13 protein-coding genes are annotated in these 12,293 nt (G+C 38.5%); 10 read left to right on the top strand and 3 right to left on the bottom strand.

Going from position 1 to position 12,293, the window contains the following annotated elements; all coding sequences use genetic code 11:
• The first annotated feature begins 36 nt into the window (after positions 1-36).
• Complete coding sequence (locus tag ABVM49_RS03420; RefSeq protein WP_038598653.1) at positions 37-978, top strand: type IX secretion system membrane protein PorP/SprF; 942 nt, start codon at positions 37-39, stop codon at positions 976-978.
• A gap of 33 nt (positions 979-1,011) precedes the next feature.
• Positions 1,012-2,964: an OmpA family protein gene (locus ABVM49_RS03415; protein ID WP_405203049.1), complete on the top strand. Its 1,953-nt coding sequence runs from the start codon at positions 1,012-1,014 to the stop codon at positions 2,962-2,964.
• 92 nt (positions 2,965-3,056) lie between these two features.
• Here ABVM49_RS03415 and ABVM49_RS03410 read toward each other — a convergent pair whose 3' ends face one another.
• Complete coding sequence (locus tag ABVM49_RS03410; RefSeq protein ID WP_405203048.1) at positions 3,057-3,575, bottom strand: DUF456 domain-containing protein; 519 nt, start codon at positions 3,573-3,575, stop codon at positions 3,057-3,059.
• Positions 3,576-3,708: 133 nt separating this feature from the next.
• On the opposite strand from ABVM49_RS03410, the gene ABVM49_RS03405 reads away from it, so the two are divergent.
• From ABVM49_RS03405 to ABVM49_RS03390, 4 genes are read left to right on the top strand one after another with little or no spacing between them, the layout of a single operon-like run.
• Positions 3,709-4,068, top strand: a complete 360-nt coding sequence (locus ABVM49_RS03405; RefSeq protein WP_038598658.1) for a BlaI/MecI/CopY family transcriptional regulator — start codon at positions 3,709-3,711, stop codon at positions 4,066-4,068.
• Positions 4,069-4,070: 2 nt separating this feature from the next.
• Positions 4,071-5,516: a M56 family metallopeptidase gene (locus ABVM49_RS03400; protein WP_405203047.1), complete on the top strand. Its 1,446-nt coding sequence runs from the start codon at positions 4,071-4,073 to the stop codon at positions 5,514-5,516.
• Positions 5,517-5,519: 3 nt separating this feature from the next.
• Positions 5,520-6,722, top strand: a complete 1,203-nt coding sequence (locus ABVM49_RS03395) for a tetratricopeptide repeat protein (protein ID WP_405203046.1) — start codon at positions 5,520-5,522, stop codon at positions 6,720-6,722.
• 54 nt (positions 6,723-6,776) lie between these two features.
• Positions 6,777-7,268, top strand: a complete 492-nt coding sequence (locus ABVM49_RS03390) for a hypothetical protein (RefSeq protein WP_148305656.1) — start codon at positions 6,777-6,779, stop codon at positions 7,266-7,268.
• Between the two features lie 17 nt (positions 7,269-7,285).
• Here ABVM49_RS03390 and ABVM49_RS03385 read toward each other — a convergent pair whose 3' ends face one another.
• A complete protein-coding gene (locus ABVM49_RS03385; RefSeq protein WP_405203045.1) occupies positions 7,286-8,422 on the bottom strand; it encodes a glycosyltransferase in 1,137 nt (378 codons plus the stop codon).
• Positions 8,422-9,384, bottom strand: coding sequence for a lysylphosphatidylglycerol synthase domain-containing protein (locus tag ABVM49_RS03380; RefSeq protein WP_405203044.1), 963 nt, complete (start codon positions 9,382-9,384; stop codon positions 8,422-8,424). Before ABVM49_RS03380 ends, ABVM49_RS03385 begins: the two co-directional genes overlap by 1 nt.
• Positions 9,385-9,427: 43 nt before the next feature.
• On the opposite strand from ABVM49_RS03380, the gene ruvC reads away from it, so the two are divergent.
• The 4 genes from ruvC to ABVM49_RS03360 all read left to right on the top strand — a co-directional run bounded on the left by ruvC (position 9,428) and on the right by ABVM49_RS03360 (position 12,286).
• On the top strand, positions 9,428-9,982 hold the full coding sequence (ruvC, locus tag ABVM49_RS03375) for a crossover junction endodeoxyribonuclease RuvC (RefSeq protein WP_035326806.1): 555 nt from the start codon (positions 9,428-9,430) through the stop codon (positions 9,980-9,982).
• 16 nt (positions 9,983-9,998) lie between these two features.
• Positions 9,999-11,132, top strand: coding sequence for a radical SAM family heme chaperone HemW (gene hemW / locus ABVM49_RS03370; RefSeq protein ID WP_405203043.1), 1,134 nt, complete (start codon positions 9,999-10,001; stop codon positions 11,130-11,132).
• Positions 11,133-11,213: 81 nt separating this feature from the next.
• Positions 11,214-11,972 (top strand): cyclase family protein, encoded by a 759-nt coding sequence (locus tag ABVM49_RS03365; RefSeq protein WP_405203041.1) that lies wholly within the window; start codon positions 11,214-11,216, stop codon positions 11,970-11,972.
• Positions 11,972-12,286, top strand: a complete 315-nt coding sequence (locus tag ABVM49_RS03360) for an antibiotic biosynthesis monooxygenase family protein (protein WP_405203039.1) — start codon at positions 11,972-11,974, stop codon at positions 12,284-12,286. Before ABVM49_RS03365 ends, ABVM49_RS03360 begins: the two co-directional genes overlap by 1 nt.
• The last annotated feature ends 7 nt before the right edge of the window (positions 12,287-12,293 follow it).

The following is a 12,293-nucleotide window of genomic DNA, read 5'->3' as shown; positions in this document are numbered from 1 at the left end:
TTTTTAAAACAGCCGGTGATTTTAATTAAATGATTTATGAAAAAGGTAGTTTCAGTTTTTGGATTCTTATTGATTTTAGCGCTTGGTACAACGTCCCTTTCTGCGCAGCAAGATCCTCAGTATACGCAGTATATGTATAATACCGTAGCTATTAACCCAGCATATGCTGGTAATAGAGGTGTAACTAGTATTGTAGGATTACATAGAAGTCAATGGGTAGGACTCGATGGAGCCCCAAGAACACAAAGTTTAAGTATTCATTCTCCTATTGGAGAAGGTAAAGTAGGTTTAGGGCTATCTATTGTAAATGATGCTTTAGGCCCATCACAAGAGACTTACGTTGGTGCAGATTTTAGTTATACAATCAACACTTCAGAAAATGGGAAACTTAGCTTTGGACTAAAAGCTGGAGGACATATCCTAGACGTAGATTTTACTAAGCTTACGCTTTTTGATGTAACAGATCCAAGGTTTTCTCAAAATATAGATAATAAGCTTTCTCCTATAATAGGTGCAGGACTGTATTATCACACAGAAAATTTTTATGCAGGTGTAAGTGTTCCTAACCTTATAGAGACCGAGCACTTTGATTTAAGTAATAACTCATCAAGTGTAATAGCTAGAGAGCGTATACATTATTATGGTATTATGGGTTATACTTTTGATATAAGTGATCAACTCAAATTTAAGCCTAGTACACTTGTAAAAATGGTTGCTGGAGCTCCATTGCAAGTAGATCTTACAGCAAACTTCTTAGTGATGGAAAAATTACACTTAGGAGCGGCATATAGATGGAGTGCAGCACTTAGCGGCCTGGTAGGTTTCCAAGTTTCAGATAGTATGTTAATAGGTCTTGCCTACGATAGAGAGAGTACAGACTTAGGTGATACCTTTTATAACGATGGTAGCTTTGAAGTATTTTTACGATTTGAGCTGTTTAATGAGTATGATAGAATGTTAACCCCTAGATTCTTTTAATAAGTTATTTTTGACTTATTCAAACTTACAATTATGATGATTAAAACGATTAATATTTGTTTATGTATCCTTTTCTTAGGAACAGTAGGACTTTATGCCCAAGAAGGTAAAATAGATAGAGCAGATAAGAAGTTTGACCAATACGCATTTGTAGATGCACGTAAAATTTATCTTGAAGTAGCAGACAAAGGATATGAGTCTGCAGATTTATTCCAGAAAATTGCAGATAGTTATTACTTCAATGCTGGTTATGCAGATGCTCAAGTTTGGTATGAGAAGTTAATATCAACCTTTCCAGATGAGATAAAGCCAGAGTACTACTTTAGGTACTCACAAACATTACGCGCCTTAAAAAATTATGATAAGGCAGATGATATGATGGCTACTTTTAATGACCTTAACGGAGATGATGTTAGAGCGGTACTTTTTGAAGCAGAGCCTAATTACTTGAAGAACATAGATTACAAAAAAAGCACATACACTGTGCAGGATATACGTAGTATCAATTCGCGCTACTCAGATTTTGCACCTACTGAGTATGAAGGTAAACTCATTTTTGCTTCTTCGAGAGATACAGGAGGTGTTTCAAAAAAAATACATAAATGGAATAATGAACCATTTTTAGACCTTTATGAAACTAAGGTAGGAGAGCAGACAGAAAGCTACAGTAAGCCAAAAAATTATAGTAGAGAACTCAACTCAAAATTTCACGAAAGTACAACCACCTTTACAAAGGATGGTCAAACTGTATACTTCACACGTAACAATTATAATAAAGGAACGTATAAGAAGTCTAAGGAAGGAACTAATAAACTTAAGATTTATAAATCACGTAAAAAGAATGGTCGCTGGAGCACACCAGTAGAAATGCCTTTTAATAGTGATGAGTACTCTACTGCACACCCAGCATTAAATGAAGATAATACAAAGCTGTATTTTGCATCAGATATGCCAGGTACATTAGGTTTGTCAGATATCTGGGTAGTAAATGTAGATAGTACAGATGTAGTAAGTGAGCCAGTAAACTTAGGAAGACCTATTAATACAGAAGGAAGAGAGACTTTTCCATTTTTAAGTGACAACGGAGTGCTTTACTTTTCGTCAGACGGGCATCCAGGTCTTGGAGGTCTTGATGTATTTGCTACAGCACCAGATGCACGTGGTAATGCTCAAGATGTTATAGATAATATAGGTGAGCCTATAAACAGTTCATATGATGACTTTACGTTCATAGTTAACGAGACGACTAAGGTGGGTTACTTTGCTTCTAATCGTAAAAAAGGAGTAGGTAGTGATGATATCTATAAATTTACAAAAGAAGAAATACCTTGTGAGATTGAGCTTGTAGGGGTTGTAACAGATAAAGATTCTGGAGAACCTATTCCAGAGGCAACAGTTACACTTCTGGATTATGAAGGAAACGTTGTTACTACAGTGGAGACAACAGCCAGCGGATATTATGCCTTTGATAACTCTTACTGTGATACACAATACATTATACGAGGAGCAAAAGAGACTTATAGTGGAGCAGAGGCAATCACAAAGACACCAGATGTTTCTGGCACAGTGACTAATGACCTTGAGTTATCCCTATTACAAAAACCTATTAAAGTAGGTGATGACCTTGCAAAAATACTTGAGCTCAACCCTATCTATTTTGATTTTGATAGATTTAATATTCGTCCAGATGCAGCCTTAGAGCTTGAAAAAGTCCTTGCAGTTATGCGTGAGTACCCTAATATGGTTATAGATGTACGTTCTCATACAGATAGTAGAGGTAATGATTCGTATAACTTAAGTCTGTCAGACAAGCGAGCAAAATCTACTGTAAACTATATCATTGCAGAGGGAATCTCTTCATCTAGAATCTCAGGTAGAGGATACGGAGAGACACAACTTACTAATGAATGTTCTAACGGTGTACAATGTTCTGAAGAAGCACACCAGCTTAACAGGCGTTCAGAATTTATTGTAATAAGTAACTAGAAGAAACTTACTACTTATATCTAAAACCCCTTTTCTTACGGAGAGGGGTTTTTTTACGCTTTCGCGAAAGCGCACTCATACACTTGTTAGCACTACCCTAAAGAAAAAATTACGTCTTTGTGCTCAATAACTTGTAGTATATACAAGACCAAGAATACCATTGTAACCACAGCTTTTATAAATGTAGAAGCTATAAAGCCTATAAAGGATCCTAGCGCTGCTTTTAGGGCAACCTGAGTACTTGTCTTATTAAAGCTGAGTTCACCTATAAAAGCGCCTATAAACGCCCCTATAAGAAAGCCCAAGGGTATGGGACTAAGCAATCCCACAATAAGGCCTACGGTAGTACCTATGGCACCTGCTTTACTACCCCCATATCGTTTTGTACCCATTGCAGGGATGATATAATCAAGTATGGTGATTGCAACTGCTACAGCTAGGGTTATGCCTAAAAAGGTCCAGTCTTGCGGTACAGCATCTGTTACGTGAAGGGTTAACAAACCTAGCCAACTTAAAGGCGGGCCAGGTATCACAGGTAAAAAACTTCCCACTATACCAGCTATAACCAGCAGTAGGCCTACAAAAACCAAAAAAAGATCTACATAATTCATCGCTTATAAGACGTCAAAATGCTATAATGTTACATTTTTTAAACTAAAACATTAGTTTAAACTAAATATTTAGTTATATTTGATGTGTTGATGTTCAATATATTGACATACAGACTATTCAATTCCAGTATTTATGAAACAACTTACAAAGGCAGAAGAAGAGGTAATGCAATTATTATGGGTAGCACAAAAGGCAAACGTGGCACAACTCATCGAGCAAATGCCAGAGCCTAAGCCTGCTTACAATACCATATCTACCATCATAAGGATTTTAGAAAACAAAGGCTTTGTAGGTCACGAGAAGGAAGGAAGAGGCTATATCTACCACCCTCTTGTGACAAAGGAGGTATACAGCAACGCCTCTATGCATAAAATGATGGACAGCTATTTTAATGGTAGTTTTAAAAGTATGGTAAGCTTCTTTGTAAAAAAGAATGATCTAGATGTAAAAGAGCTGGAATCTATTCTGAGCGAAATTAATAAAGACAAGTAAATATGGGATCTTACATTATACAAGTCATCTGTTTTCAAGCATTATTTCTAGCAGTGTATTACCTGCTTTTAAGAAAAGAGACCTTTTTCTCATATAACAGAATATACTTGCTAGTCACTCCCGTAATTGCACTAGCATTGCCATTTATAAAAATCGCAATGTTACAAACGGTGGTGCCTGTAGAGACATTTACCAGTGTACTCCCAGAGGTTGTAATAGGTGATGCGGCAGTGATTACATCTACAGATGCGGCTCCCGTTACAGAGTCTTTTACCATACCGTGGTTACAAATTTATATGGCAGGTGTGGTGATTAGTCTAGTTGTACTCATCATAAAGATTAAAAAATTTGCCAGCTACTTTTCTTATAAACAGAAAGGGTCTAGCATCATAGAGATTCCTTCATCTACAGAGGCTTTTACATTTTTTAATTACATATTTATTGGGGCAGATATAGATACGCTTTCGCGAAAGCAAATACTTACCCACGAACAGATACACGCAAAGCAAGGGCATACTTGGGATCTCATCTTTTTTGAGATTTTGAAAGTAGTACTGTGGTTTAACCCTATTACCTATTTATATCAAAAAAATATAAGTATCGTACACGAGTACCTAGCAGATCAAAAAGCAACCGAAGGTATCTCAAAATACACCTATTATGAAGAGTTACTTAACACTGCCTTTGGCACAAGTAAACTCTCATTTACAAATACATTTTTTAATCAATCATTAATCAAAAAACGAATCGTTATGTTACAAAAATCAAAATCACAAAAAAGCGCATTAGCAAAGTATTTACTTTTAATTCCACTTGTGCTTGCAATGCTCGTGTATGTTTCTTGCTCTGAAGACAATAGCGTAGAGAGTGAGCGCACTCTAGAACAAGAGATTGCAGAATTACAAATTGCACTAGAGCAAAAGGAAGAACTTACAGAGAGCGAGAGAAAACTTTTTAATCAACTTAATAAAACCTTATTACAAAAAGGTGGCAACAAGAGTATTTATACTCACGGTATGGGAGCAAAAGATGACGAAACAGTAGAAGTGCTCGAAGTAGAACGTGTTTATGATGTAGATGAGAACGGAAATATTCCTTTTGCCGTAATAGACGAGGTTCCAGTTTTTCCAGGTTGCGAGTCCCTTACCTCAAATGAGCAATTAAGGAAATGTATGTCTCAAAAGGTAAGCGCTTTAATTAGCGCTAATTTTAATGTTGCATTAGGGAAAGAGCTAAATCTCAAGGGTACTAATCGAATTTTTGCAAGCTTTAAAATTGATAAAAACGGATATATCACAAACTTAAGAACACGCTCGCCACACCCAGATCTTGATGCTGAAGCACAGCGTGTAATATCTATGTTACCAAAAATGCAACCTGGTAAACACAATGGTGAAGTAGTAGGCGTTCTCTACAGTCTCCCTATCACGTTTCAAATAGCAGAGTAACCTATGAAAAAACTATTTATAGTAATTGTAATTGGAATGATATCAAAAGTCGGGGCGCAAGCTCCGGCTTTGGCTGTTGCAGATAGTTTATACGCTACTGGTGAGTATACAAAGGCAATAGCCCAGTATGAGAAGATTCAAGAACCTACGGCACGTATATGGTTACAAATAGCTAGAGCATATAAAGGAAAGGGAGCAAAAACAGCTGCTCTTAACTTTTATAAAAAGTCACTAGAGCTTAACGATAAGCAACCCATCGCCGCAACCGAGTATGGAAGGTTACTCCTCACAAAATCAAAATTTAAAGAAGCAGACAGTGTTTTTACTATACTTTCAACGAGATACCCTACAAATGCCGAGTATCACTATCAATGGGGACGAGCACTTAAAAAGACCGCGGTAAAGGACACCTTAGTTTTAAATAAAAAAGTAGATAATGAAAAGATAGATACCTCAGAAAAGGCTTTTGCAAAAGCAGTCCAGCTGGACTCAACACATCAAAAGGCAATGTTTGAACTTGCAAAGTATCACTTGGGTCATAAAAACTATCCAGAGGTAGAGACAATCTGTAAAAAAGCACTTGAAAGCGAGCCAGAAAATATTGAGATTATAGGCGTACTTGCTCAAAGTTACTATTACAAAGGCTGGTGGATAGAGGCAATAGATCTTTTTAACCAGTTGCTCGATATGGGAGTAGATACCTTATTTGTGAGAAATAAACTAGGGCGTGCCTACTACGAGAAAAGAATGTATCCAGAGGCTATTGAGGCTTATGAAGAAGTACTCGCTTATGATGACGAAGATTGGGGTACACTTATCACCCTTGCTAGGTTGTATAACTTTAATCGTGAGTATGACAAGGCCTTAGAGTATGGAAAAAAAGCCTTGTATTTCAAAGATCTACCACTAGATGATGTGTATTATACAATGGGTCGAGCGTATGAATTTAAGAAGGATTATGAGCAGGCGATGAAGTACTACAGAAATTCTACTAAGGAAGATGCAAACAACCTTGATGCGGTCTATGCAACCGCCGTGGCTGCAGATAATTATTATGAAGATAAGGAAGAAGTACTCAAACTCTATGAGAAGTTTGTGGCACAGTCTAAGAAATTAAAAAAGCGTCCTTACTTAGCAAGAATTGCTCAAGAGCGAATAACACTACTCAAAAGAGAAATTTTTGAGGCACAAGAGAAGAAAGAGTAGGCCAGTGATGGCTACTTTTTGGAGCGGTTTAAATATTGTATTTTCGAGCTACGTATGAAATGGTTTTTACATCGTGGCTTATTGATAATCACAGCAGTAGTTGTGATGACTTCGTGCGACCAGATTGAAACTAAAAAAATATCTTCTTCGCAGTATCTTTCTGAGAGTTGGAAGGCAATAGATTTACATAGAGTAGATGGGTATCCCACTTTTGATACCTGTGCTACATTGCCAGAAGGGGAGCCGCTTAAGGCTTGTTTTCAAGAGACGGTTACAAAGACCTTTTACGAGTCATTTGGAAAACATACTATCGTAGTGCAACGCGCTCTAGACGACACTATATTTGTAGACTTTGTAGTAAACGAAAAAGGGAAGTACTGCATAGATACACTCAAAATCGCTCAAGAAATCCGCACAGAAATCCCTCGCCTAGAACAGTGGATACACGAAGCCGCAAGACAATTACCAGAAGCAAAACCTGCAACTAAAGAAGGCGTACCCGTAAAAACACGATTTAAAATCCCCGTGGTTTTAAAGGTGGAGTAATTGAAAGGCATCACAAACTATTTCTTGTAGTTGCGACCTTTCCATTGATACCCAGTAGTAAGCGATCTAAGGGCTATGTAGGTGCTTATAAAAGGGTAGCAAACCATCACAACTGGATACCATTTTAAATATCTTTTTCGGTTGTAAAAAGAAGCTTCGGAGTCAATGAGGATAACATCAACTACTAGTTTTATGACTAAGCCCATTAGTATGATGGATTGGGTTTCCGCTTTCGCGAAAGCGTAATAAAGAACTCCCACAACACTTAAAAGATTAACTGCCAAAACAAGAATCCCCATTAGTTTTGAGAACCAAAAGGTATAAGCACTAGACTTTGCCGCCCAGCGTGTGCGCTGTGCTATAAATTTGTTCCAGTGCTCTTGAGGCTGTGTGGTTACAATCGCATCTGGAGAGCGTAAATAGCTTATCCTATTTTTAAACTTCTCTTGAAATTTCTCGAGTAAAAAATGATCATCTCCACTAGCGATATGATTATTATTTGCAAAGCCTTGAACGGCTGTAAAGGCTTCTTTTTCATAAGCGAGATTTGCTCCGTTACATAAAAAAGGGAAGCCCATATAAAAGCTTCCAGCGGTTGCACCCATAAGACTTAAAAAATCCAATTGCTCATAGGCAGTTAAAAATGAAGGCTGAACCGTGGTAGCAATGGCAACGGGCATAATCACCATAAGTGGCGCTTGTTGCTGTATGATAGCGTCTAATCTGTTGAGCCAGTTTGCGGGCACGGTACAGTCGGCATCTGTGGTGACAATCCACGGGTGTTTACTGGTATGGATGGCCGTCTGGAGCGCATCTTTTTTTGGTGATGCGGCGGTGCGCACGTTATCTATAACATCAATATTTGTAAGCGCATATTGCGATATGCACTTATTTATGACCTCAAGAGAGTTGTCTGTAGAGGCATCATTTACTAAGATGATTTCCCAGCTGTTTTGTGGATAGTCAACCTCGGCTAGTGATTGCAGCAAGTCAGTAAGATGTGCTTCTTCATTTCTAAAGGGTACAACAACAGTAAATGTAGAAGTTGGGATGTCACAAGTTTGTGAGAACGTGCCAGCGTGTTTTATCTCAAGCGCAAACCCGAGGATGATAATTCCATAGAGCAAGAAAACAAAAAACAGCATCCAGATCATTATACGGTCTTTATGGTGCTAGTAGGCTTTTGCACTAGCAAAAAGTAGGCGCCAGGTAATAATGGTACTACTACATTGAGCAGCCACATTAAAAGTACAGTACTTAATACAATCTCTTCGGGTACATTAAACCAGCCAAAAATGAGAACGGCCGCACCACCGCGCACCACAACATCTAGTAACTGCATCACAGGTATGAGCGAGCTCACAAGGTAGGTAGCACAAATGCAAGCCATTACGAAAGGATAACTTGTGGTAGCACCTAGCAGGTAGAGAATAAGGTAAAACTGATGTGCAAAAATGATATATCGTATAATGGAAAACAGGCGTACCTTCTTTTTAATAGGTGCAGCGATAGATTTCCAGTACTTCTTGATTTTATACCAAGGATTTCCCTTGAGTGTCCAGTGTACACTTCGTAGTATTTTTGGGAGTATCTGGTACAATACGAGTGCCATAAATATGCTCAAACTCCAAAAGAATATCGCTGTCCCACTAGTAAAAAAGGCAATAATACCTAAACCAATGCTCCCAAAAATAAGCGTCGCTAGCAGCTGATACATATTGCCTATAAAGTTTAAGAAGAGTATCTGCTTGCGTTGCTCTTTCGGGTAATAGAGCGCCTTTGCGCCATAGTCACCAGCTTTGGCAGGAGTTACAAACCCTACGAGGTGAGCGGTGAGGGTTTGTATTGCGCTTTCGCGAAAGCGTACTAATCTATTTATACTCACTAGAGTTTGCCATTTCTTGATTTCAAAAAACCAGTTGGTAGCTGTAAGTAATAATATGATTATAATATAGAAATATAACGATGATGTGTTAATTTCAGAAAGCTGAAATTGTAGCGACCGTAAATCACCGCGATCTAGTTTGTCATAAATAAAATAGCCAGCCAGTAGTACAATGAGAATCTTAAGAGTCGCCCAGAGTAATTGCGTAGCTTTGTGAGATAATCTAGGCATTCATTTCTTTGTTAAGGATGAGCACAAAGTAACAATAAAAGCATTGGCAGACGAAAAAATCATATTAGGTATTGATCCAGGAACCACTATTATGGGTTTTGGACTTATCAAGGTTGTGGGTAAAAAGATGGAGTTTATGCAACTCAATGAGTTATTGTTACAAAAGTATAATGACCCTTATGTGAAGCTCAAACTCATTTTTGAGCGCACCATACATCTTATAGATACGTATCACCCAGATGAAATTGCGATAGAGGCACCGTTTTTTGGCAAGAATGTACAAAGTATGCTCAAGCTAGGTAGAGCGCAAGGAGTGGCGATGGCAGCAGGTTTATCTCGAGAAATTCCTATCACAGAGTACCTTCCTAAAAAGATTAAAATGGCCGTTACTGGAAACGGTAATGCAAGTAAGGAGCAGGTGGCAAGAATGCTGCAGTCTTTACTAAAACTTAAAACCTTGCCTAAAAACTTAGACGCTACAGATGGTCTTGCCGCCGCAGTGTGTCACTTTTATAATTCTGGAAAAGTAGAAATAGGTAAAAGCTACTCAGGCTGGGAGAGCTTTGTAAAGCAAAATGAAAAACGAGTTAAGAAGTGATATTTCTTTAAAACATATGGCATCCATCTACATCCACATACCATTTTGCAAGCAGGCGTGTCACTATTGTGATTTTCACTTTTCGACCACGATGGGTAAAAAAGCGGAAATGATAACGGCTATCATAAGTGAACTTGAGATGCGTAAAGCCGAGTTTGAAAATGATGAGGTATCTAATCTTTATTTTGGCGGCGGGACACCTTCTGTTTTAAACACTGCAGAGATTGAACAAATTATAGATGCTTGCTACACACATTACAAGATTCAAGAAGATCCGGAGATTACCCTAGAAGCAAATCCAGACGATCTTACCGAGCAAAAAATAAGAGAGCTCGCAGCATCGCCTATTAATAGATTGAGTATAGGCGTGCAATCATTTTATGAAGAAGATCTCAAATTAATGAATCGTGCTCATAACGCTCAAGAGGCACTAGACTGCCTGAGATTAACAAGAGCAAGCTTTCCTAACAGTTCGCTAGATCTTATTTATGGAATCCCTGGGATGAGTGGTGAGCGCTGGGAGGAGAATATAGATAAAGCACTAGCACTAGACCTACCTCATATATCTGCCTACGCGCTTACGGTAGAGCCTAAGACGGCCCTAGAAAATTTTATTAAAAAAGGAATTGTACCTCCGGTAGAAGATGAGGTGGCACAAGAGCATCACGAGCTATTAATACGTAAGATGGAAGCTGCTGGTTATGAGAATTACGAGTTTTCAAACTTTGCAAAACCGGGTTATCATTCTAGAAACAATACGGCATACTGGCAAGGAAAAAAATACATAGGTATAGGTCCCTCTGCACATAGCTATGACGGTAAGCGCCGCGCGTGGAATATAAATAACAACCCAAAGTACATAAAAGCAATCACGGCTAGAGAGCTACCTCAAGAGGTAGAAGAGCTCTCGCTTACAGACCAGTACAATGAGTATGTAATGACGAGATTGCGCACGCAGTATGGAGTTTCTTTACTCGAGATAAAAACACAATTTGGCGAGCGTTTTTATAACTACTTTTTAGAATACGCTCAAAAACACATAGAGGAACATTTGCTTTTTATAGAAGAAGATAGGGTCTATGTGAGTAAAAAAGGAAAGTTTTTAAGTGATGGTATTGCAAGTGACTTATTTATACTCAACTTAAAGTAGCCTAACTCGTTGCAATGAGTTTAAGTACTCTAGGTAAATCAATAGAGTATTTTTATCTTTAGTTTTCTCTTTAATTACGCTATGCTTGCAACTATAACTCATAATAAGGAAACTTTTAAGGTCAATCTTTCAAAACCTATTGATCTCTCGATTCCCCTTACCTCTAAGAAGAATCCGCTGGCTTGGTATATTGACCCGCCTAAGTTTGAGACAGTCACAGATGGCGAGTGGGTAGGAAGTGTGCGCAAGGGAGGCGATGTAAATTTTACTACCATCACCTTTAACCCACATTCTCACGGGACGCATACAGAGACCGCTGGTCATATCACAGAAAAGGTGCATAGCATTAATAAAAATCTCAAAACATTTTTCTTTATCGCAGAGGTGGTGACAGTCATACCAGAGCCGCTTGATAACGAAGATGATGATTTTATACTAAGTGATAAGCAGTTTAAAAACCTACTTAAAGATAAATCACCAGAAGCTTTGGTGATACGCACATTGCCTAACGCACGCGAAAAGAAAACAATGAACTGGTCTAACACAAACTGGCCATTTGTAGATGATAGGGCGATGGTACGCTTTCGCGAGAGCGGTATAAAACACCTCCTCATAGATTTACCTAGTGTAGATAAAGAGAAGGATGGTGGTGAGCTCAAGGGGCATCACGCGTTTTGGGATGTAAATGGTGAGATACGACTAGATGCAACCATTACAGAGATGATCTATGTACCGCATAAAATTCCAGACGGGACGTATCTTCTTAATCTCCAGATTGCCTCTTTTGAAAATGATGCCACACCTAGCAAGCCTATCTTATATAAAATCGAAACAGAATAATGCAACCACCTTACTACGCTGTAATCTTTACGTCTACACAAACCAGTAGCACAAGAGGCTATAAACAAGCAGCAGATCTTATGAAGGAGCTGGCCGCAACAATGCCTGGTTTTCTGGGAGTAGAGGGAGCTAGAAATGATAGTGACCACCTAGGGATTACGGTATCATACTGGCGCTCGCTAGAAGACATTGCAAGATGGAAAGCCCAGGCAGAGCATCAAGGTGCGCAACGTATGGGAAGGTCAGACTGGTACGATAACTATACGGTGAGAATATGCAAGGTGGAAAGAGAATATAGCTTTGATAAAAAGTAAGTGTTTC

The sequence above is a fragment of the Dokdonia sp. LLG6352-1 genome (genome assembly GCF_045055815.1).
Taxonomy (GTDB): domain Bacteria; phylum Bacteroidota; class Bacteroidia; order Flavobacteriales; family Flavobacteriaceae; genus Dokdonia; species Dokdonia donghaensis.
The sequence above is the reverse complement of the archived record's forward strand: the minus strand, read 5'-3'. Positions and strand labels throughout refer to the sequence as shown.